Origin of the sequence: Solibacillus silvestris, assembly GCF_051967575.1 — a bacterium.
GTDB classification, from domain to species: Bacteria; Bacillota; Bacilli; order Bacillales_A; family Planococcaceae; genus Solibacillus; species Solibacillus silvestris_B.
Map to the genome: position 1 here is coordinate 76165 of NZ_JBQCJW010000004.1, position 21303 is coordinate 97467.

A 21303-nucleotide genomic window follows, 5' to 3' on the forward strand; every position below is an offset into this window, starting at 1 on the left:
TCCGTTAGACGTCCAATTGCGCCTAAATGTTCACTTCTTTACGATAATACTGTTCACCGATGTGTGCAAGCGCTTTTGGCAATGTTCCATCCGTTATTAAAAATAATTGGCGTGTCGCACGGGAAGCAATCGTATACAGCAAATACGCATCCATTTCCTCAGCGTATACATGGTCGGTCGCATCCGCCACTACGACGGTCGTAAACTCGAAACCTTTCGCCATATAACCCGGCATAATGAGAAGCCCCTTCATATACGTCTTTTGCTCTTCCGTAATGAGCTGCAATTGTGGAATAATCGGCTTTAAATCACTGTACAGCTGCTCACATGCCAATTTATTTTTGCATAAAATGACAAAGCTATCGTGTCGCTCAAAATTCGAATCAACGAGATGCGCAATTGTGTCAAGCAATGAATTCGTCTCGATGATTCGCGGTTTGTCGCCTGACACCCCGAGAGATTGTGTCGTCGTATTATTTAAGATCGCGCTCATAAAATCCGTGATCTCATTTGTAGAACGGTATGATTTGTTGAGCTCGACCACTTTGAAATGCTTCGATAACGGACCGGCGAGCGAATCTTTCATTTGCGGGTGCACAACTTGGTTTTTATCCCCGAGCAATGTATAATGCGCTTTCGGATGTATCGCCTTAATCGTCAATAATTGCAAATACGAATAATCCTGAATTTCGTCAATGACAATATGCTTGATTGTGCTATCGGTATACAAGCCTTTGACGATCGCCTGCAAATACATGATTGGCGCCAAATCTTCGTAATATAATATGCGGTCTTTCAGCGTTTCAGTCGTTGCTGCCTGGATTGCTTGCGTAAATGAATTGTCATTTTGGAATGTGAGCGATTTTATATACATTTTGTTTAAATTGACGAAGCCTAGCTGTTGAATCGTCCCTTCCAGCCCGCCATATTTTTTTTGAAGTTTTTCATTCACTTGCTGCTCGATTTCTTTATCTGTTCCGATATAAGCATTTACCGCCTTCAATTCCTTCATCAATAGTTTGCGGTCTTTCGACTTTTGCTGCCCCATTTTCTCCAGGAGCACTGTCCGGATTTTTTTCAGGCGAAAATCGATGTCCAGTCCGGCGAATTTTTCATAAAACAGCTCCGTCAGCTTTTTCGCCGAAACAAACAGCTTTCCTTCCACTTTTAAATTATAAAACGGCATGCCTGTCTTTTTCATGCTCGCTACATAATTCAATAATTGTTTTACATAATCATGCGAGCCTTTAAATGCATAATGCTCACGCGCCTCACTGTCCGCCGTTTGCAGACGTTCAATATTCTCGTAGCTTGTTTCGGCAGTGTAGCGCGTTAATTTCAAATCGCGCAATAAACGGTAGTACGTCGTATGCTGCACATTTTCCTCGCCGAGCTCCGGCAATACATTCGAAATATAGTCATTGAACAAATCGGATGGCGAAATGAGCAAAATGCTACGTGCATTCATTGTTTGACGATATTCATATAATAAAAAAGCCATCCGCTGCATTGCAACAGACGTTTTGCCGCTGCCAGGAGGTCCGAGCACGATTAAATTATCCTTGTTTGATGAGCGGATGACGATATTCTGGTCGCTTTGAATCGTTGCGACAATCGATTTCATCTTTTCTTTTGCTGTATCAGATAAAAGGCTTTGCAGCACTTCGTCGCCTACATAAATATCCGCGTCCAGCACTTGCAGCAGCTCATCATACTTCACTTTATACTGGCGGCGGCCTTTTATCATTACGGGAATATATTCGTCATCCGGAATCTGGTAGCGCGCCTGCCCTATTTTATTTTCATAAAAAAGGCTCGAAATCGGCGCCCGCCAATCATAGATTAATACATCATCCGTTTTTGGCTCACGGAATGTCGATAAACCAATATATAGGTGTTCATGCTCGCCTTGTTCATTTTCAATTGAAATGCGTCCGAAATAAGGGCTTTTATATAAAATCTGCATTTTGGCTAATTGTTCACTGGCATTCAAATATTCACGCTCACGCAATTGCATCGTCTGCAGCATTTGCGAAAACTGGATGGCGCTTTCGCCTGAAATATCATTGAATTCCGAGGAAGCTTGTGTACGCTCCTCTACAATGTCGCCCCTTTGTTTTTTCAAATGGCTTGTTTGTATGTCTATTTGCTGTTTTAACAGGGCGCTTATTTGCTTTAAATGCGCCTGTTCTTGCTGCCATATCGTTTGTTCCATCTTCGGTTCGCCTCCAAATGCTCCGAAAGTAAAATGTTAAATTCACATGAATATCCATGCTACATCAAAATGGCTCTGGATTCAATCCAAACTATTCTCCCCGTTTGCCGTGCATTTCATTTTACTTAGCGGACTATTTATTTACGGCATTCATCCAATGACACATTATGTCCATATTTCCTTCAACAGATTGTTCATCAAATAATTATTACGGAAACTTCCGATTCCTTGCATTTTATTCTTTTGCATTTTCTCCCTTCGCTTTTAAACTCCGAATGGACAGTGATGTTTTATGCGTGTTTTCAAGCTTTATATCCAGTCATTTCATTTGGTCATTTTTTATTATTCCCGGAAAACGTTTTTCAGAAAAACTTCATTTTATTAATCCCTATCAACGCACTCTCATTTAGTGGAAACAATTTGTATTTTTATTACATTCCGTAACAATTCCGCTACATTTCCTTATTATCTTCTTCATAATTTCAAGTTATGATGAAAAAAAACGACATCCGTCGAAAGGTGCAGTGATATATGAAAAAAGTTGTGTTTTTGGAAGTGCATGGAGGAAACGACAAAGGTTCGGACGGTTATCGCCCTGATACGATGCCAATGGTCAATGCTTTGCAGCTGCTCGGGCAAGATGCTGAGGTTATTTTCTTTGAATTGAATAAGCGGAAGGAAATTTTTGAATATATAAAGGACCATGCAGTTGCATATGTTTCGCGCATTAACCCAGGCAATTTAAAACATGAGGCCGAGTATTTTGAAATGCTGCGTGAACTATGTGCGACAGGCGTTATTGGCATGCCGCACCCAGATGCGATGATTGGCTACGGAGCAAAGGATGCTCTAGTTAAATTGCGCCATACATCTTTAGTTCCTGAAGACACGTATGCTTACTATACAATAGAACAATTTAAATCTTCGTTCCCGAAGTCATTGGCAAAAGGTGAACGTGTGTTAAAACAAAACCGGGGCTCTACCGGTGAAGGCATTTGGCGTGTACAATTGGTGGATGATGCGGCAGAAGCACCGTTAAATGCAATGGTGAAATGCACGGAGGCGAAAGATAATCATGTAGAATATTATGAGCTTGAAGCATTTATGGCGTTTTGTGAACAGTATATCGTCGGCGCAAATGGCATGCTTGTCGATATGCCATTTTTGCCGCGCATTAAAGAAGGAGAGATCCGCTTATTTATGCTACGCGATCGGCCAATCCATGTCGTTCACAAAAAGCCGGCAAATGAAGCTGATGCGTTCAGTGCCACATTATTTTCCGGCGCACAATACCGCTATGATCGTCCAGATGAATGGACAATATTGGTGGACGGCTTTTTAGCTCAGCTGGATGAAGTGACAACACTTTTAGGCAGCTATGATTTACCGCTTATTTGGACAGCGGACTTTATTTTGGATACAGATGACAATGGGCAAGATGCGTATATTTTAGGGGAAATGAACTGTTCATGTGTCGGCTTTACATCACAGCTGGAGCTAGCACATGAAGTAGCGGAGGAAATTATCGCATGCATTCATGAAAAACCAGTTTTAAGTTAACGAAAAAAGGGAGTAAGCTAAAATTCAAAAAACTTTTAACTTAACCCCCTTTTTCATTTATTGAATATCGACCGGCTGCTTTGACAATGTTTTCGTCATCTCGCAATATTGAACGAAAACACGCGCCAGTTCGCGCAGACGGTTGTGTACATCTTCCTCGATGATTTTATTGTCTTTATCGAAGTGGTCTGCATGTGTGTATACATAGTTTGGTGTAACTAGGCAACGAAAATAATCCAAAATCGGGCGCAATTGGTTTTCCAATACTAAATGGTGCTGATATGTGCCGCCATTGCCGATAATCGCTGCCGGCTTGTAGCGCATCGCTTTCGGCGGAATCATATCAAACGCATTTTTCAGTACACCTGGAATCGATGCCTGGAAAATCGGCGAAGCGAAAATATAGGCATCGGCTTCCTCGAATTTTTGGATCATCTTTTTCATATCGTCATTTAACGGACTGCCGTCTAAAATTTGATGCTGCAATTTAGAAAAATATAAAATTTCCAACTCCAATGAAGGGTTAAAAGCTTGAATATATTGTTGAACCTGTTCCAAAAGGACGCCGGTTTTACGACCAAATATAGTGCCATCGACAAGTAAGATTTTCATAATTGTTCCTCCATGTAACTCGTTGTACTTATATTGTATCAGAATAACTTATCTTAATAATAGTTAGTTGCTTAGGAAAGTTCAATTTCAGTCTTTTGTCGGACATCATTATGTCGCAATAAGAATAGGCTTATCGTTTGTCCATTTTTTTTATTTTCGCCCGATTAAATACGACCTCTCCGTCCACTGGCGGCGGCTCTTCTTCTTTAAGTCGTTCCCAATTAAATATTATTTCTTCTTCGGCGAACGGTTCCTCCTTTTCGATTGCTGGCATATCCATTTTCATTAGCTCATCCGATAAATAAACGGCCAATTTCTGCTTTTTGCCATGTATTGCGATCACTTTCATCGCCATGGCAATTTGCTGTGCCGGGATTGAACGGGCCTTTTTCATCGGTCCTATCAATAAAGGGTTTATCGCTTTTAATGCTTTTGCCCCTACCGTTTCCCCGAACCGGAATTCATTGCGCTCCCCGGTGATCAAGGATGGGCGCACAATGGAAAGCTGCGGAAAGTCCATTTGAATGAGTTCCGCTTCCAGCTTCCCTTTCACCCTGCTGTAATAGGCAAGCGATTTTTCATTTGCCCCCATTGCTGAAATGACGATGAAATGGCCGATCCCCCGATTTTTTGCAAGTGCCGCAATCGTTAAAGGGTATTCAAAATCGACCTTTTCGAATTGTTGGCGGGATCCCGCTTTTTTCATCGTCGTCCCAAGACAGCAAAACACTTCATGCGCAAATTCTATATCATCGTCGGCTATTTCATCGAATTCCCGAAGCTTAACGACTAATTTCGGATGCGAAAAATCAAGCGGCCTTCTCGAAATTACATTCACTGCGGCATATTCATCACTATCACATAGTAGCTTAACGAGCGCGAAACCAACCAATCCTGTCGCCCCGACAACTAAAGCTGAGCGCATTACTTTCATATCATTTCCTCCTTCCTCCGATTTAATGTATGTAAATGAAGCGAACTCTCTCATTCATAATTTCGGTTATTTCACCATATTTTATAGAGATAGTGGAAAGGATGGGATTTAAGTGCAAAAAAGAAAAATCATATGGATTATCGAGCATTGTGATATTAAAGGAATATATCCTTTCGAACGTGCGGTAACATTAGCAAATTTATTACAAGACGAAAATGTATTTTTATTTATTAAAACTGCGAATCGTCAGCTTATTGATAAATTGGCCCAAACAGGCTTGAATATTGTACTTTTTGAGCGCTATACCGAGCTCAAAAAGAAAGTTCGCGAATTGGAGCCGCACTTGATTATCCACGAAGGCAAGGATACACAATTAGAGCAAATCGAGATGATCAAGCCTTATTGTTCGACCATTGTCCACTTTGATGATTTTGGGGTAGGCGCACAGCTGATTGATTGTCATCTTGTAGCTCTATTTGGAGATTCCCATGATGAGACGCTGACACATGAGCTTGCTGGCAGCTATGCATTTGCCGTCCCGCCAAATTTGGAAAAGGTTGCACAGCAAATCCTTGAAACGCCGGATAGTTCGATTAAGGGGTCGCTCCCGCATATTGTTGTCGCATTTGAAGACGGGGACAGCAATAACTTGACATACCGGACATTACGCCACTTAACACAGCTGCACATCCCGCTAAAAATTTCCGTTGCCATTGATGATGAGTATAAGCATGACATAGATAGCTTGAAAATGATGGCATTAAGCCGCAAAAATACGGAAATCATCCAAAAATCCGATGCACTTCTACAGTTGATGCCAGAAGCGGACCTGATTATTTGCAATGCAAACTACACGCCATATAAAGTTGCCGCGGCGGGTATTCCATGCATTACGACCGCCCAGCATGAAAATGAATTAAATTATGCTTTTACCCGTGAGATGAATGGCTTTATTCATATTGGCCTAGGCCGGAAAATGAAGCAGTCCATTATCCAAAATGCAGTGATGGAGCTTTTGCTGCATGAACAGCGCCGTGAACGTGCTGTCCGAAAACAGCGTGCCCTTGAAATTTTGACGAACAATGAAATATTGAAAAATCTATTGTTGGATTTGGCGTATTCCCGCCATAATATTGCACAAATTTAGCATTTTGAAAAAACTTGAGTCAAAATGGGACGGGATGATACCATCTCTTCGTGGACCTCATTAAAAAAATGCTTTCCAATCCACAAAAAACAATGCATTATGTTACAATATGAAAAGATTAATTTCTTTCAGCAGAAACTGAAGGAAATTGAAGCCTCTGGCAAATGTGACAAATTCGGTTTGGATTTACTTAAAAGGAAGTCAGCCTAAAAGCGCCGCATCGTGCGACAGCGACAGACTGGCCCATAGCCGAATGCGAACGCAATTAGGCCAAGGCATAATTGATTACTCGTTCGTAAAGGAGCAACTATCGATGCCAACAAAAGACCAGCTACAGCAGCAGATCGCCGAATTAAAAATGGATTACATCAATCTTCAGGGCGATATGGAAAAGCTTGAATCACTTGGCCATGCAGACTCAGTCAAACAGGCGCTCACACGTCTTGAAAATATGGAAGCACGGCTAGCAGAACTAAACAAACAGCTCGCAGCACTATAATGTTGCGGGTTTTTTTTGAGGGAAAAATAGATAAACACAAACAATCGGAGGATTATATATGGCAATTTTAACTGTTGAAAATTTAGGGCATTCATTCGGTGACCGCACATTATTTAAAGATGTGTCATTCCGTTTAGTGGAAGGCGATCATATCGGTTTAGTCGGTGCAAATGGTGTCGGGAAATCGACATTGATGAGCATCATTACAGGCCAGGCGATTCATGATGAAGGCAAAGTGGAATGGCTGCCCGGCACGCATTATGGTTACTTAGATCAGCATACGGTTTTAACGGCTGGTCGATCAATGCGCGATGCATTGCGTGATGCGTTTTTGCCGTTGTACAAAAAGGAAGAGCGTTTAAACGAGATTTCCGCAGAGCTTGCAGAGCCGGATGCTGATTATGACAAGCTTTTGGAAGAGATGGCGGAAATTCAGGATGCGCTGGATGCAGGCGATTTCTACAGTCTGGATATGAAAATCGATGAAATTGCGCGCGGTTTAGGGCTGGACGCAATCGGTTTGGAGCGCGATGTTGCGGCGTTGTCAGGCGGACAGCGTACAAAAGTTTTACTGGCAAAGCTTTTGCTTGAAAAACCTAAAGTTCTATTGCTGGACGAGCCGACAAACTATCTTGATGAAGAGCATGTCACTTGGCTGAAAAACTACTTGAAAAACTATCCGTATGCATTCCTTTTAATTTCGCATGACACGGAATTCATGAATGAAGTAGTCGATGTCATTTTGCATTTGGAATTCGCGAAAATGACGCGCTATACGGCGACATACGAAAAGTTCATCGAGCTTGCCGAAATCAATAAGCGCCAGCATATTGATGCATATGAAAAGCAGCAGGAATTCATTAAGCAGCAGGAAGATTTCATCGCCCGCAACAAAGCACGCTACTCAACAAGCGGCCGCGCAAAATCACGCGCGAAGCAATTGGACCGCATGGAGCGCATTGACCGCCCTGAAACAGCGGTAAAGCCGGAATTCAGCTTTAAAGAAGCACGTACCCCAGGCCGCTATGTAGTGGAAGCGGAAAACCTTGTCATCGGGTATGACAAAGAAAAGCCATTATTGCCGCCGCTGACATTCCAAATCGAGCGAGGCGAAAAAATCGCGCTCGTCGGCATGAACGGTGTCGGGAAATCGACATTACTAAAAACAATGCTAGGGAAAGTGCAGCCATTGGACGGCAAAGTGATTTTAGGCGACTATTTGGAGCCTTCATACTTCGAGCAAGAAGTAAAAGCAGATAAAATCACGCCGATTGATGATGTGTGGAATGCATTCCCTTCAATGGAGCAAGCGCAAGTCCGTGCAGCATTGGCTCGTGCCGGCCTTAAAACGGACCATATCACACGCCCGCTGAATTCGCTTTCCGGCGGTGAGCAAGCGAAAGTGCGTTTATGCAAATTGATGATGGAACAAACAAACTGGCTGATTTTTGACGAGCCGACAAACCACTTGGATGTCGATGCAAAAGAAGAGCTTAAACGCGCAATGAAAGAATTCAAAGGCACGATCGTTCTTGTATCGCATGAGCCTGAATTTTATGATGGCTTAGCAACAAAAGTATGGAATGTCCAAGATTGGTTCACAACGCGTGAAACGAAGGAACTGAACGAATTCAAATAATTTTAATGAAGCAGTGCACTCATTTTGATGAAGTGCGCTGTTTTTTTGTTGATGGTCCAGGTCGCTAAGTATTGAATTTTATCGGAACAATGAGGACCTATTGTTAAAAAACTGCTGTGTATTTTTCGAATTTTTAAGGCGGTATTTGAAAATAGTAAGTTCTTATTAGATAAACGGAAGAATATATTAGAAAGTCGCCATCTTTTTAGAATGCCCGCAGCACTTATTAGAACAAATTCATATTTACAAGAAAACCCAAGGCGCACGCAATCATAGCCTGACTGCACACCTTTATTCAAAACCCCTCTTTCCCCCGGCTCTTCCTTTACAAAACTGTAATATAAAAATCGAAACTTTTTATATGTTTATACGTATAATTTATTAGAAGAGTGGGTAAACAAATAATGGAAAACATATAAAAAAATTAGTTGCAATATAAGTAGCTTACTGGTAAGATACTATTATAAATAAATGTCTTACAACTAAGCTATCACCAAATTATTGATTATGGGAAAGCGAGGAAAATTATTATGACAGTAACAATCTATACACAATCAAGCTGTTCCTCATCACGAAAAGCATTAAAATGGCTAAATGAAAACAACATTGCTTACACGGAAAAAAGAACAACTTCTCAACCTTTGACATTAGCAGAATTTAAACATATTTTGAGTATGACAGAAGATGGTACAGATGAAATTATCGCGACGAACTCGAATGATTTCAAAAATTTGGCTATCGATATCGACCAGTTATCAATCCAAGAGCTGTACAACTTAATACAGCAGCATCCACGCATGTTGCGCAGCCCTATTTTACTTGATGAAAAACGCATTCAAATCGGCTATAACGAAATGGACATCCGTCGTTTCATCCCACGTAAAGTGCGTGCATTTGAACTAAATGCCCTTCAAAAATTAGCCGTGGAATAGCGATAACATTTGGAGTTGACACTTAATGAATGAGCTTAAACGTGAGCAATTATCCGAGCTTTTTGAAAAGATGACATCGTTGGAACGCAAAATTGCCAATCAATGGAACAGTCAAAATCAGTTAGGCTTTTCGAAATCGCATATTTTAATTTTAGCTTTCCTGCATACAGATGGACCGAAACGCCCATCTGCCATTGCAGAAAAGCTTAAAGTGACTACTGGCGGCGTAACGGTTTTGACGACGAAGCTAATTAAAGCAGGTCTTATTGAAAAAACACAAAATGAAACGGATCGCCGCGCTTCGCAAATTCATATTACGGAAGCAGGAATCGAAATGCTCGAACGCTCGCGCAAGCAAGTAGACACCCTTTTCGAAAACTTGTTCGGCATGTTAACCGAAGATGAAATCAAAACATTGACAAGCATATTTGAAAAATGCGCAAAATTTTAAAACACGCGAGCAATAAATGCCCGCGTGTTTTTATTTTTTCTACAAAAGGAAAAAGCCGCAGCAACTTTTCGCTGTAGCTTTCGTCCTAAATATTACTAAGCAGGCAGCACCGCTTCCGCCACCCCATTGTCGGAAAGCAAAATTTCCTTTAAGCGTGCTTTCGCGCGAAACAGGCGTGATTTCACTGTGCCGATTGATACTTTCATAAGCTCGGAAATTTCAGCCAATGAAAATTGATCAACATAAAAATACCATAATGTTTTTTGGTAAATGCTATCAAGCTGACCCATTTTCTCCTGCACGATTTTTGTGATTTCCGTTTTTTCCACAATTTCTTCTGTCGTAAAGTCATTGTTGGGAACCAAATCCAAAATCGGCACGTCTAATTGTTCAGGCTGATTCATCATATATTTGCTGCGACGCACATTTTTTCGGTAGCGGTCGCGGAATGTATTCATCGTAATCGTCGTCAGCCATGCTTTAACATGGTCCACTTCTGCAACAGATTGTTCATAGCGCACAACTTTAACCCAAACTTCCTGCATTAAATCTTCAGCTTCGTTTTGGTTGCGTGTCAATTTTAAGCATAAATGGTAAATGTAGCGATTGTATTCGTCATAAATATTCGTTAATAATTCGTTCATTTTATAGGCCCCCGATAGATTTTAATATTATATAAAGTCAATATATGTGTAAGTTTATAAATTTAATTTCCTTCTGACTTCATTGTGCCAAAATAAATGCTTACACTCTATCGGATTGGCTTTCAATTACCTTACATTGCTGTAAGATGCGGCATAATCATTTGTATTATTAAAATCAATATGCGACTTCACTCTATTGAACTTCCACTTCCTCAAAGGTTTTCATAATATTGGATATGAGATCCATCAGCTTTCTAAAATCCTTCTCGAACTTTGGCTGGATTACACTAATTTGCGCAATGCCTCTTTCTTTTAAATAAGCGCTGTCTCCATGCAGCATAAAGCCGTTTAATGCACATGTCTGTATGATTTGCTGCATTTTTTCATGCTGCCACGATGCAATCATTGGATACATCGTTTTTACAGGCAAGCCCGAATTCCTTACAAGCTCGATTCGTCTTTCCAATAATGCGAAGCGCTCCGGGTAGGCTTTTAATGCATCACTCACCGCCCTAATATAAAAATGCGGTAACGTGAATGCAATTTGTTTTTCGATGTAATAAGGCAAATTCAAATATAACGGCGCATTGCTCATGTCCGGCGTTTCCTTGCAAAAGACGAAAGCGAGCCCTGCAATTGTGCCGAGCGCTTTTCCGCTGACAGCTGTCGCATAATGCATACCTTCCATCGAAAAAGGAAGCGACCCGAACGAGCTAATGCAATCCGCACATAGCTTTGCATCATATTTTTCCGCCAGCTTTAAAAGGGGTTCGAGCGGATTCAGTATGCTATTTGACGTCTCCCCATGCGCGAATACTATATATTTATAGTTCCCTGTTTGCAGGCATGATTCAATTTGCGAAAGATTAAACGGATTGCCCCATCCGAATTCCATGCTGTCAAAACATAAATTCCACTGCTTTGCCTGATTTTGCAGGCGGCTGCCAAATTCCCCGTTGATTAAAATAAGACCTTGCCCATCGGGAAATTCACTTTTCAACTGCCCGAGCATCGCATCATTGGCCAGTGTCCCTGTACCGACAATGGGGATGACAATTTTCGCATTTGCCAGCTTGCATAATTGCCTGTTCATCTGCCCCAGCTCTTGTTGAAATCTTTCGGAGCGATGGGAAATGGTCGATGGCATGATTGGATTTTCAAGCGCAACCGGACCAGGATAAAACACAATATTTTGCTCGCGAAGCCGCTCCCGAAAAGCTTTACTATCTTTACGCGTCAATACCATCGGCAAATATCGGGCTTCCTCTGTTCCGACAGTCGGCGCAAATTGCCTAAACCCCATTTGCGTGTACAGTTTTTCCTCCCTTACTGTCCCTGAAATAACGCATGCTGTATATCCTTTATCATAGTAATAACGATAGATTGCTGTTGCCAGCTTTGTAAAAACACGCCCGTTCCGATGTGCTTTCTTCACCGCAAGCAGCCGGATTTCACACAAATATCCGCTATCTTTTGCATCTAAATAGTTTTCAACCTTCCCTATTTTTTGATCAATCGAAAACGGTCTCACGTCACGAAATGCGGCCATTCCAACGACTTCCGTATTTTTATAAACGATGAGATACACATTTTCGTTATGGAACTTATCAACGAGACGCCTAGTCGGATCGGGCTCGTGCTGTGGGATTTCTTCTACAAACGTTTCATAGTTTAATGCGGCAATCGCATCGAGCTCCTTTTCTGTTGTTGCAATTTTACTCCAATACATTTGGCATCACTCTTTCTTTAATACTATGTCTTTGCTTCCAAATTACGAGAACAAGTGCTATGAATACGATAATCCCAGCTTCCAAATAGGCCGTTATCGCAATTCCGTAAACGACGAAGCCACCTACCATACCGAGTGTCGCGCTTTTCATAATAAGCATGCTGATCAAAAAACCTGCCAAAAACATCAAAAATACTACAGGCGAAAAAGCGAGCATTGCACCGATTACAGTCGCCACGCCCTTTCCGCCCTTACCCTTGTTCCAAAACGGATATAAATGCCCAAGCACAACAGCAATTACAGCAATGCCAATTGTCGGTTCCGGCAGATCAATTAAACGGCCTGAAAGAACAACGACCAATCCTTTTAGACCATCTCCAATCGCCACGATAACGAAGGCGGATTTTCCGAGTGTTCTCCCTGCATTTCGGGCTCCTAAATTGCCGCTGTTTTTCTCATGTAATTTCACGCCTTTCACTTTTGCAACAAGTGCGGCCGTCAAAATTGTACCAAGCAAATAACTTGCTAAAATGAAGAGCATCTTATTGCCCCCTCCTTTGCATAGCTATTGTATCGTATCTTTTTCGCAAATTAACAATCCACCCTCTGTATACTCGAGCTTCACGCTTTTCTGCTCTTGCCTGAAATTTTCGAAGCATGCATCAATCATTTTCGTATTGTCGCTATGTTTTTCATTTATATGTGTAAACTCTATATATGCACTTACAATAATCGCACTGATCACACATGCAAAAACAGGGATTTTCCACTTATTCATTTTGTTTATTCCCCCTTTTTTCCATTTGAACTTTTTATTAGTATACTCTATCCGGAGCGCTCTTCCCTCCTTTTCCTGAAAATCCATTATACTAATATCATCTGTTAGGAATTACAAGGAGCTACATATGAAAAAGAATTCGGGAAATATTTTTGGCTTTCTCTTCATTATTTTATTATTCATTTCAATCATCGGTATAGCGATTGCCGCAGAAGTCGGGATTTTGCTGCTTGTCGGCATTGAATTTGAAGATTGGGGAAACTTAGTTTGGTTCATCCTGCTCTATGGGATCATTGAGTTTGCGTTTGTCATGCTGTCCGATGTCCTCATTGAATTAAAGACAGAGCAGCACCATCGTTTCCACAAGTATTTCGCGCATTTACTAATATCATTTACCCTATTAATGACAATTTCGCTTATAATGGAATCAATTTATCTTCCTATTTACGGCGGTGTTATTTTTGCAATCGCTACCGCAACATTATATTTATTATTCGATTCCGGCTCAAAAAAAGGGGTATCGGAAAGCTAATAATTTCGCTTTATATGCTATACTTATTTCTATAACCGAAATAAAAGGAGGCTCTTTGCTATGAGTCATTTAGAAAAATTGGATGCTTACTTTACAAAAAACCGTGAACGTCATTTAGCTGAGTTAAACGAATTTTTACGTATTCCAAGTATTTCTGCTTTATCTGAGCATAAGGCAGATATGCTGTCAGCGGCAAACTGGCTGGCAGACCATTTAAAATCATTAAACATCGAAAACGTATCAGTAGATGAAACAGCCGGTCATCCAGTCGTTTACGGGGAATGGCTGCATGCAGAAGGCAAACCGACAATCCTGTTCTACGGTCACTATGATGTACAGCCGGTCGATCCGCTGAACTTATGGGAAACACCTCCTTTTGAACCGGCCATCCGTGACAATAAGCTGTTTGCACGTGGTTCTTCGGATGATAAAGGACAAGTGTTCATGCATCTGAAAATGATTGAAGCGTTATTTGCGACAGAAGATGCATTACCGGTAAATGTGAAGTTCATTTATGAAGGTGAAGAGGAAATCGGCAGTCCATCTCTTCCAAAGTATACGGAAGACAATAAAGAAAAATTAGCGGCGGATCTGATCGTCATTTCCGATACTGGCCTTTATGCTAAAGGAAAACCGGCAGTATGCTACGGCTTACGCGGTTTAACAGGTGTGCAAATTGATGTGCGCGGTGCAAAAGGTGACCTGCACTCCGGTCTTTACGGTGGCGGTGTTCAAAATGCGATCCATGCACTTGCAGAAATTTTAGCATCCTTCCGTGATGAGCACGGCACAATCCAAGTAGAGGGCTTCTATGATTCAGTGCGTCCCCTTTCTGAAAAAGAGCGCCAAGCTTATCGCGATCTGAACTTTGATGAAGAAGCATTAAAAGAAGAAGTCGGTGTGAAAGAATTATTCGGTGAAGCTGGGTATTCTTACTTGGAACAAACATGGGCGCGTCCAACATTGGAAGTGAACGGCGTATTTGGCGGCTTTTCTGGTGAAGGCATTAAAACCGTATTACCTGCTGAAGCGGGCGCAAAAATTACATGCCGCTTAGTACCGGACCAAGACCCAGAAGAAATTGTCGCTTTACTGAAAGCTCATATTGAAAAACATAAACCAGCAGGTGTCGAAGTAATGATTTCTGAATTTGATAAAGGAAAACCTTACTTAACACCGTTTGACCATCCGGCAATTCAGGCTGCAGGTCGTTCATATGAAAAAGTATATGAAGTCCCGACAGCTTATACACGCGGCGGCGGGTCCATCCCGATTGTAGCGGCATTCGATGAAATTTTAGGCTTGCCTGTTGTGTTGATGGGCTTCGGTCTTTCAAGCGAAAACTTCCATGCCCCGAACGAGCACTTCCATTTGGAAAACTTCGACCAAGGCCTGCGCGTACTTGGCGATTATATGTATGAAGTAGCGAATATTAAGCTTAAATAAGAAAAAACTCCGATGCACACTACTGCATCGGAGTCTTTTTTTACGTATAAGACCATATAAAAATAGGGGGTTTTATATGTTATCGAAGTCGTATACGAAATTGTGAGTAACATAGCATATCAATGAGCGAGCGAGTTTGCCTACAATGCACTCGCCTCGCCTGATAAACAAATAATAGCATGTCTCTCCTAAGCAATAAATGTTCAGCCCATGTTTGTCATAGTATGCTCACATTTCTGTTCACAATTTCTTAATACACTTATTACAAATAATAGTATTTTGTTTTTTTATAGCTGATTTTTGAATAAATTACACCTTTTATACAAAAAATCCATTGCCGCCAGGTATTTTTTGCCAGAAAAGGAATGTACAGCTTTTTGATATTAACTAACAATGCAGCCTTCTAGTTAATAAAAAAGGGCTAGGACGGAAATAGTTACAGCTTTCAGGAATTCCGATTCTTATTTAAGTAACGGGGAAAGTAAAATTAGCGGAAAGCGGATCATGTATATATAATTGTGTAAAAATGAAAAGCTATATCCATTCCTGAATAATTGATCGTGCAACTAAATATGAGGCTGGGTATTTTGTAAAATTAGAGCATTAAAAATGCAGATGAGGATTATCTGTCTTATACTGAGGGTTATATTTTCTCATGCTATCCGACTGAGTGCTATACATATGAAATTGAGCATTAAATGAATGAAGACATCCCCTTTCCTTCCATGCCCACCTTCCAAAGTGTCCCGAAATAGAAATCCATTCTGTTAAAAGGAACAAAAGCGCTAAACCGCCCGTCCAACTCTGACAGACATTGGAGGACCCGCTGCAAAAGTAAACGTTCCACCACTTTTGCAGCGGGTGCTGAAGATCTGTCTTTTTAATTTTGGGCTTTCATTTCAATTAACAGTTTTTTACGGGTACAACTACCAGTCTCGTTTCTTTAGTTAATATGTCTGTCTATTTTATTCGCCAGCTGAAAATTCCCGAGGAAATCTAAGCATATTTTCAGTGAAGTGGCTAGATGGCTAAAAAAGAGGCAGAGTTCCGCAACTGGGATGAAGAGGGATCCTCTATTAACGGGGGCAGTCCGTTTAAATGCCTCTTTAAGAAATAGACGGAAAAATTCCCCTTATTTAAAAAATACAATAAAAAATGGTCTCAATAGACGGAGAAATTCCGCCTATTGACCTAAAAAACATGAAAATGGAGTATTTTTCTTTGGATAACCGGAAAAATTCCTCTTATTTACTCCAAAAAGAGCCACATTGCGCAAATAACCGGAAAATCTCCGGTTATTTTTTCTGATCAATTTAATTAAGAGCCGGAATTTCTATCAGGAAATGTGAATTTTGGCCACTCCAAAACGAAATAGGAGTTTTTATTAAAAATGATATTGGATTTTAAATAACCGTGGATTTTCAGTGTCCTTCTTTTGCGTCGTGGGGTCTAATGGTGCGAAAATTTGGCGCGGTTTGCCTGGACGGGGACAACACTTTTTATAAAGTTATCTACATGCCAAAATCTATAGTTTTCTTAAAAGCAGAAAACCATCCTTTTTCCATGTGTGGAAATGGATGGTTTTCATTTTGTCCCAGAACCTTCATCTTTAGAGCGCATTTAAAATCATGCCTACTGATGCATAAATAATGACCGTCCCAAAAACAGCCATCATATGGAACAGCGAGTAGGCAAACATTTTATTGGCCCATTTTTTCTCTTCTTTTTTCTTTGACGCCATAATACTCATTCCTAGCCAAATTATGCCTAATATAAAGGACACAATTGTTAGCCCTAAGCTGAGCGGGTAAAATAAAAAGCTCGACAAACTTAACAGCACTAGATAAATATTCGATTGTATATATGTGCGGCGTTCCCCTTTTGCCACTGGGAGCATCGGGATATTCGCTGCGGCATAATCTTCCTTTTTGCGGATGGCAATCGCATAAAAATGCGGCATTTGCCAAATGACCATAATTAAAAACAAAGCCCATGCTGCCGGGTGCCAAATGTCCGGTGCGACCGCAGCCCAGCCAATCAATGGTGGCATCGCGCCTGAAATACTGCCTACTTCCGTGTTCCAGATTGTGCGGCGCTTTGTCCACATTGTATATGGTACAACATAGAAAAAGACGCCTAAAAAGCCTAATAAAGCAGCTAATGGCGAGGCTAAATAAAGTGACGCACAGCCGATTATCAATAAAATTGTCGCAACGATCAGCACTAGCTTTGCAGATAGCTCTCCAGTAACCGTCGGACGTGTTTTTGTACGGGGCATAATTTGATCGATGTCCCGGTCGTATACGTTATTGTACGCACCAGCAGCAGCAATGACTGCCGCAGAACCGAGAACCGCATAAATAATGGCTGGAATATGTTCAACAAAATTCAATTCATATGTGTATAGGGCGAGCATTAATGCCGCGATCATCGGAATTAAGTTCGATTTTATAATACCGGTCTTCACAGCTTGCGCCCACAACTGTCGATTCGATTGCGTTTGCATGTTTCTTAATCCTACTTCCTCAATTAATCACTTTCTCTAGTATAACCTAAACGGGACATAAAGGGTTAGCATCCATGCTTTTTTTCTCGCTTTTTCATACTGCATGCCGTGATAATGCTGACACAATTTATCAAATGTAATTTTGACTGACCCGATTATAAGTTAAATAAACTCCTTTTCCCTTGCGTGGTAAATCCACTTAATAAGCGGCAGCACACATAAAAAGATAAAGAGTAAACGAAACAGCTGGAATACTGTCACCACGGATATATCAGCCTTTACCGCCGCGGCGAGCAAGCCCATTTGATCGAGTCCTCCAGGTGCTGTGCTTAAAAAGCTTGTCGCAAAGCTCAAATCGAGAAATTTTGCGATGAGCAGGCTTGTGCCATATGTGAGGACAATCATCGCAACTGTGCTGGAAATTCCCCCTACAAGAACTTTCATCGGTAAGCGCAATGTCTCAGGCTTTAGCAATAGACCGATATATGCCCCGATTAAAATTTGCGCAATATGCAGAACATCGCTTGGCATTGTCGGTGCTTCAATATGGAATAATTTCAGTAAAATAACGATAAGAATGGGTGTTAAAAAATGCGCGACAGGAAGCTTTAACTTTTGGCCGATTGGAACAAGAACGGCCGACAATAAAATAAGCAACGCAACTTGCCAAACTTCTGCCGTTAGCGGGATTGAAGCCCCGCCGACAATATTGCCCGACACTAAAAATGGGATAAGCAATACAACGCCCAATACACGGACAATATGAAAATACGTGACCGCTGTTAAGTTGACATCCCCTTCCTCCTCGGCAAACAGCACAAGCTGCGACAATCCCCCGGGCACGTTTGCCGCGACAGCTGTTTTAAACGTAAGCCCTGTTGTGCGAGCGATCACCCATGCAATCCCTAAACAAAATGCAAATAACAATAGATTCACAATGATCATGAAGAAGACCAATGACCGGAAATTCGAAAACAATGCGAAATCAAACTGTTGGCCGATCGCGACTCCGACGATAATTAGTCCCGCATTTCGCAGCACAGCAGGCCAGCTTAGTCGATCCTTTATGAAAAACTGAGCGATCAGCACTGAAAAAATAGGTCCAATCAGCCATGGAATCGGCAATGAAAGCGCAGAGAATATAAGTGCCCCGATTAGTGCAATAATGAATACGAGAAGCATGACCACCACCCCTTTCCATATAATGAATGTCTTAATTTTAGCTGAAACTATTTCGTAATGCGAATAAGTTAGTACATTATAATAAGAAAGAAAAACGGCATATATTAAAAAATACTTATAAATCCCACCCTTTTAAACTATCTGAAAGGCGGCTGAACGAAAAAATTTATCGGAGAATTTTTATTTTTTATTTTGAATTCTTATACAAACAGTTCCATAAAAAATTTTTGTTATATAATAAAATTTAATTATAATAATATAAGGATAAATTGACTGTTTTAAATTTATTCACACAACACTACCCTTCTGTACCAGTACAAAAATACCTAAAGAAAATGAAAAAAATTATACAATTTTACTTTATAAATATAATTACAAAGTCTTTTTTGCAAGCCTTTTCATTTGTAACTTTTTGTCCACAAATGCATAATCAAATTATAAAGTTAATAAACTTTAAATTGATTGATAGAGGTGTAAATAGATGATTTATGCAAATCCTAATACTGCTGGTGCAGTAATTAATTTTAAAGAAAAATATGATAACTTTATCGGCGGCGAATGGGTAGCTCCTGTTAAAGGACAATACCTAGATGTAAAATCACCTGTAACTGGTAAAGTTTTCACTTCAGTTGCACGTTCAACTGAAGAAGATATTGAATTAGCATTAGACGCCGCACATGCAGCTAAAGGTGCCTGGGCACAAACTTCTGTTGCATACCGCGCGAATATTTTAAATAAAATTGCAGACCGCATTGAAGAAAATCTAGAAAAAATCGCTGTTGCTGAAACTTGGGACAACGGTAAAGCAGTACGTGAAACATTAAATGCCGATATTCCATTAGTAGTGGATCACTTCCGTTACTTTGCTGGCGCGATTCGTGCACAACAAGGCGGAATTTCTGAAATCGACAACGATACAGTAGCATACCACTTCCACGAGCCAATCGGGGTTGTCGGTCAAATTATTCCTTGGAACTTCCCATTATTAATGGCTTCTTGGAAAATCGCGCCTGCATTAGCTGCTGGTAACGTAATCGTGATGAAGCCTGCTGAACAAACACCAGCTTCAATCATGGTATTAATCGAATTAATTCAAGACTTACTGCCAAAAGGCGTATTCAACGTTGTTAACGGTTTAGGAATCGAAGTTGGTAAACCACTTGCTACGAACCCACGCATTAACAAAGTGGCGTTCACTGGTTCTACTGGTGTAGGTCGTTTAATTATGCAATACGCTACAGAGAATATTATCCCTGTAACATTAGAGCTTGGCGGTAAATCACCAAACGTCTTCTTCCCGGACGTAATGGATCATGACGATGAATATTTAGATAAAGCTATTGAAGGTTTAGTAATGTTCGCATTAAACTCAGGCGAAATTTGTACTTGTCCTTCACGTGCATTAGTTCACGAATCTATCTATGACAAATTTATGGAACGTGTATTAGAACGCGTTAAAGCAATAAAAATCGGTAACCCGTTAGATACAGAAGTAATGATGGGTGCTCAAGCTTCAAATGAGCAATTACAAAAAATCTTATCTTACATCGAAATCGGTAAAGAAGAAGGCGCTGAGCTACTTATCGGAGGCTACCAAAACCAATTAGATGCTGACCAAGAAGGCGGCTACTATGTGGCACCAACAGTATTCAAAGGTCACAACAAAATGCGTATCTTCCAAGAAGAGATCTTTGGTCCAGTTCTTTCTGTAACAACATTCTCTACTTTCGAAGAAGCAATGGAAATCGCCAACGACACTGAATTCGGTCTAGGTGCCGGTGTATGGTCACGTAACATGGATACAGCTTACCGCGCTGTTCGTGGTATCCAAGCTGGTCGTGTTTGGACAAACACTTACCACCAATACCCTGCTCACGCTGCATTTGGCGGATATAAAAAATCAGGTATCGGTCGTGAAAACCACCTAATGATGTTAGATCACTACCAACAAACAAAATGTATGTTAGTAAGCTACAACAAAAACGCTCAAGGTTTCTTCTAAGCCAACAAGCGAAATACCGGGGGGATGTGCTGTCACAGGCATATCCTCTTTTTCATACGGAGGGGTTCCTGATGGAGAAATTAATTGCAACTGAAAAAGCTGTCGTGGTAATTGAGCTGTTGAAGGCGAAGCACGGAAATTTAGTTTTTGAGCAGTCGTCAGGATGCTGTGATGGTACGGTGCCGATGTGTTTTCAAGCGGACGGGCACTATATTAGCAGCCAGCTTGTCCTCATTGGGGAAATTGCGGGCGTACCGTACTATATCGACAAGCATCAGGCGGAGTATTTGAAGCATATGCAAATTGTCATCGATGTGATGGATGGTCTTGGCGCTTCGTTTTCATTGGAGAGCGCGGAAGGATTTGCTTTTTTGATGAAGTCGAAGGTGATGGGATAATGATGAAAACGAAACACCGGGGATGCCGGCGTTTCGTTTTTTATTGTTATTTATGCCTCAATTTTCCTAATTGATAAATCATTCCTCCCCATTATTC

At 41.0% G+C, this 21303-nt stretch carries 19 protein-coding genes; 10 read left to right on the top strand and 9 right to left on the bottom strand.

Features of this window, described 5'->3' with window-relative positions:
- Positions 1-22: 22 nt before the first annotated feature.
- Complete coding sequence (locus ACTHOQ_RS03835) at positions 23-2215, bottom strand: HelD family protein (RefSeq protein WP_440494347.1); 2193 nt, start codon at positions 2213-2215, stop codon at positions 23-25.
- Between the two features lie 531 nt (positions 2216-2746).
- Between ACTHOQ_RS03835 and ACTHOQ_RS03840 the strand changes: the two genes are divergently transcribed.
- Positions 2747-3775 carry a Cj0069 family protein gene (locus tag ACTHOQ_RS03840; RefSeq protein WP_440494348.1) on the top strand — a complete coding sequence of 343 codons (1029 nt, stop codon included), beginning with the start codon at positions 2747-2749 and terminating at the stop codon, positions 3773-3775.
- A gap of 57 nt (positions 3776-3832) precedes the next feature.
- Here ACTHOQ_RS03840 and ACTHOQ_RS03845 read toward each other — a convergent pair whose 3' ends face one another.
- Together ACTHOQ_RS03845 and ACTHOQ_RS03850 are read right to left on the bottom strand one after the other, a co-directional pair.
- Positions 3833-4387, bottom strand: coding sequence for an NADPH-dependent FMN reductase (locus tag ACTHOQ_RS03845; protein ID WP_440494349.1), 555 nt, complete (start codon positions 4385-4387; stop codon positions 3833-3835).
- Positions 4388-4517: 130 nt separating this feature from the next.
- Positions 4518-5321 carry a Rossmann-fold NAD(P)-binding domain-containing protein gene (locus ACTHOQ_RS03850; protein ID WP_440494350.1) on the bottom strand — a complete coding sequence of 268 codons (804 nt, stop codon included), beginning with the start codon at positions 5319-5321 and terminating at the stop codon, positions 4518-4520.
- A gap of 112 nt (positions 5322-5433) precedes the next feature.
- Between ACTHOQ_RS03850 and ACTHOQ_RS03855 the strand changes: the two genes are divergently transcribed.
- From ACTHOQ_RS03855 to ACTHOQ_RS03875, 5 genes are all read left to right on the top strand, one after another.
- Positions 5434-6468, top strand: a complete 1035-nt coding sequence (locus ACTHOQ_RS03855; protein WP_440494351.1) for a PseG/SpsG family protein — start codon at positions 5434-5436, stop codon at positions 6466-6468.
- A gap of 313 nt (positions 6469-6781) precedes the next feature.
- Entirely contained in the window at positions 6782-6967 is a 186-nt protein-coding gene (locus ACTHOQ_RS03860) for an SE1832 family protein (protein WP_440494456.1), read from the top strand.
- A gap of 58 nt (positions 6968-7025) precedes the next feature.
- Positions 7026-8606: an ABC-F family ATP-binding cassette domain-containing protein gene (locus tag ACTHOQ_RS03865; protein ID WP_440494352.1), complete on the top strand. Its 1581-nt coding sequence runs from the start codon at positions 7026-7028 to the stop codon at positions 8604-8606.
- Positions 8607-9136: 530 nt separating this feature from the next.
- The gene (spx, locus tag ACTHOQ_RS03870) at positions 9137-9538 is read left to right on the top strand and encodes a transcriptional regulator Spx (protein WP_440494353.1); all 402 of its coding nucleotides are present in this window, start codon (positions 9137-9139) and stop codon (positions 9536-9538) included.
- A gap of 25 nt (positions 9539-9563) precedes the next feature.
- Positions 9564-9989 carry a MarR family winged helix-turn-helix transcriptional regulator gene (locus ACTHOQ_RS03875; protein WP_440494354.1) on the top strand — a complete coding sequence of 142 codons (426 nt, stop codon included), beginning with the start codon at positions 9564-9566 and terminating at the stop codon, positions 9987-9989.
- A 95-nt stretch (positions 9990-10084) separates the two neighbouring features.
- Here ACTHOQ_RS03875 and ACTHOQ_RS03880 read toward each other — a convergent pair whose 3' ends face one another.
- From ACTHOQ_RS03880 to ACTHOQ_RS03895, 4 genes are all read right to left on the bottom strand, one after another.
- Positions 10085-10633 carry an RNA polymerase sigma factor gene (locus ACTHOQ_RS03880; RefSeq protein WP_440494355.1) on the bottom strand — a complete coding sequence of 183 codons (549 nt, stop codon included), beginning with the start codon at positions 10631-10633 and terminating at the stop codon, positions 10085-10087.
- 193 nt (positions 10634-10826) lie between these two features.
- Positions 10827-12362, bottom strand: coding sequence for an aminotransferase class V-fold PLP-dependent enzyme (locus tag ACTHOQ_RS03885; RefSeq protein ID WP_440494356.1), 1536 nt, complete (start codon positions 12360-12362; stop codon positions 10827-10829).
- Positions 12349-12903, bottom strand: a complete 555-nt coding sequence (locus ACTHOQ_RS03890) for a glycerol-3-phosphate acyltransferase (protein ID WP_440494357.1) — start codon at positions 12901-12903, stop codon at positions 12349-12351. Before ACTHOQ_RS03890 ends, ACTHOQ_RS03885 begins: the two co-directional genes overlap by 14 nt.
- Before the next feature lie 24 nt (positions 12904-12927).
- Positions 12928-13140: a hypothetical protein gene (locus ACTHOQ_RS03895; RefSeq protein WP_440494358.1), complete on the bottom strand. Its 213-nt coding sequence runs from the start codon at positions 13138-13140 to the stop codon at positions 12928-12930.
- 127 nt (positions 13141-13267) lie between these two features.
- Between ACTHOQ_RS03895 and ACTHOQ_RS03900 the strand changes: the two genes are divergently transcribed.
- Both ACTHOQ_RS03900 and ACTHOQ_RS03905 read left to right on the top strand, forming a co-directional pair.
- Positions 13268-13672, top strand: coding sequence for a YrvL family regulatory protein (locus ACTHOQ_RS03900; protein ID WP_440494359.1), 405 nt, complete (start codon positions 13268-13270; stop codon positions 13670-13672).
- A gap of 60 nt (positions 13673-13732) precedes the next feature.
- Positions 13733-15118, top strand: a complete 1386-nt coding sequence (locus tag ACTHOQ_RS03905) for a dipeptidase (RefSeq protein WP_440494360.1) — start codon at positions 13733-13735, stop codon at positions 15116-15118.
- 1609 nt (positions 15119-16727) lie between these two features.
- On the opposite strand, the gene cyoE is transcribed toward ACTHOQ_RS03905, so the two are convergent.
- Both cyoE and ACTHOQ_RS03915 read right to left on the bottom strand, forming a co-directional pair.
- Positions 16728-17624, bottom strand: a complete 897-nt coding sequence (cyoE, locus tag ACTHOQ_RS03910) for a heme o synthase (protein ID WP_440494361.1) — start codon at positions 17622-17624, stop codon at positions 16728-16730.
- 162 nt (positions 17625-17786) lie between these two features.
- A complete protein-coding gene (locus ACTHOQ_RS03915; RefSeq protein ID WP_440494362.1) occupies positions 17787-18806 on the bottom strand; it encodes an AbrB family transcriptional regulator in 1020 nt (339 codons plus the stop codon).
- A gap of 481 nt (positions 18807-19287) precedes the next feature.
- Between ACTHOQ_RS03915 and exaC the strand changes: the two genes are divergently transcribed.
- Positions 19288-20808 (top strand): acetaldehyde dehydrogenase ExaC, encoded by a 1521-nt coding sequence (gene exaC, locus ACTHOQ_RS03920; RefSeq protein WP_440494363.1) that lies wholly within the window; start codon positions 19288-19290, stop codon positions 20806-20808.
- 71 nt (positions 20809-20879) lie between these two features.
- Positions 20880-21206 carry a DUF779 domain-containing protein gene (locus ACTHOQ_RS03925; protein ID WP_440494364.1) on the top strand — a complete coding sequence of 109 codons (327 nt, stop codon included), beginning with the start codon at positions 20880-20882 and terminating at the stop codon, positions 21204-21206.
- The last annotated feature ends 97 nt before the right edge of the window (positions 21207-21303 follow it).

Coding starts and splice junctions, on each gene's coding strand:
- ACTHOQ_RS03835 (WP_440494347.1), bottom strand. CDS start 2,215: ATGGAACAAACGATATGGCAGCAAGAACAGGCGCATTTAAAGCAAATA.
- ACTHOQ_RS03840 (WP_440494348.1), top strand. CDS start 2,747: ATGAAAAAAGTTGTGTTTTTGGAAGTGCATGGAGGAAACGACAAAGGT.
- ACTHOQ_RS03845 (WP_440494349.1), bottom strand. CDS start 4,387: ATGAAAATCTTACTTGTCGATGGCACTATATTTGGTCGTAAAACCGGC.
- ACTHOQ_RS03850 (WP_440494350.1), bottom strand. CDS start 5,321: ATGAAAGTAATGCGCTCAGCTTTAGTTGTCGGGGCGACAGGATTGGTT.
- ACTHOQ_RS03860 (WP_440494456.1), top strand. CDS start 6,782: ATGCCAACAAAAGACCAGCTACAGCAGCAGATCGCCGAATTAAAAATG.
- ACTHOQ_RS03865 (WP_440494352.1), top strand. CDS start 7,026: ATGGCAATTTTAACTGTTGAAAATTTAGGGCATTCATTCGGTGACCGC.
- spx (WP_440494353.1), top strand. CDS start 9,137: ATGACAGTAACAATCTATACACAATCAAGCTGTTCCTCATCACGAAAA.
- ACTHOQ_RS03875 (WP_440494354.1), top strand. CDS start 9,564: ATGAATGAGCTTAAACGTGAGCAATTATCCGAGCTTTTTGAAAAGATG.
- ACTHOQ_RS03880 (WP_440494355.1), bottom strand. CDS start 10,633: ATGAACGAATTATTAACGAATATTTATGACGAATACAATCGCTACATT.
- ACTHOQ_RS03885 (WP_440494356.1), bottom strand. CDS start 12,362: ATGTATTGGAGTAAAATTGCAACAACAGAAAAGGAGCTCGATGCGATT.
- ACTHOQ_RS03890 (WP_440494357.1), bottom strand. CDS start 12,903: ATGCTCTTCATTTTAGCAAGTTATTTGCTTGGTACAATTTTGACGGCC.
- ACTHOQ_RS03895 (WP_440494358.1), bottom strand. CDS start 13,140: ATGAATAAGTGGAAAATCCCTGTTTTTGCATGTGTGATCAGTGCGATT.
- ACTHOQ_RS03900 (WP_440494359.1), top strand. CDS start 13,268: ATGAAAAAGAATTCGGGAAATATTTTTGGCTTTCTCTTCATTATTTTA.
- ACTHOQ_RS03905 (WP_440494360.1), top strand. CDS start 13,733: ATGAGTCATTTAGAAAAATTGGATGCTTACTTTACAAAAAACCGTGAA.
- cyoE (WP_440494361.1), bottom strand. CDS start 17,624: ATGCAAACGCAATCGAATCGACAGTTGTGGGCGCAAGCTGTGAAGACC.
- ACTHOQ_RS03915 (WP_440494362.1), bottom strand. CDS start 18,806: ATGCTTCTCGTATTCATTATTGCACTAATCGGGGCACTTATATTCTCT.
- exaC (WP_440494363.1), top strand. CDS start 19,288: ATGATTTATGCAAATCCTAATACTGCTGGTGCAGTAATTAATTTTAAA.
- ACTHOQ_RS03925 (WP_440494364.1), top strand. CDS start 20,880: ATGGAGAAATTAATTGCAACTGAAAAAGCTGTCGTGGTAATTGAGCTG.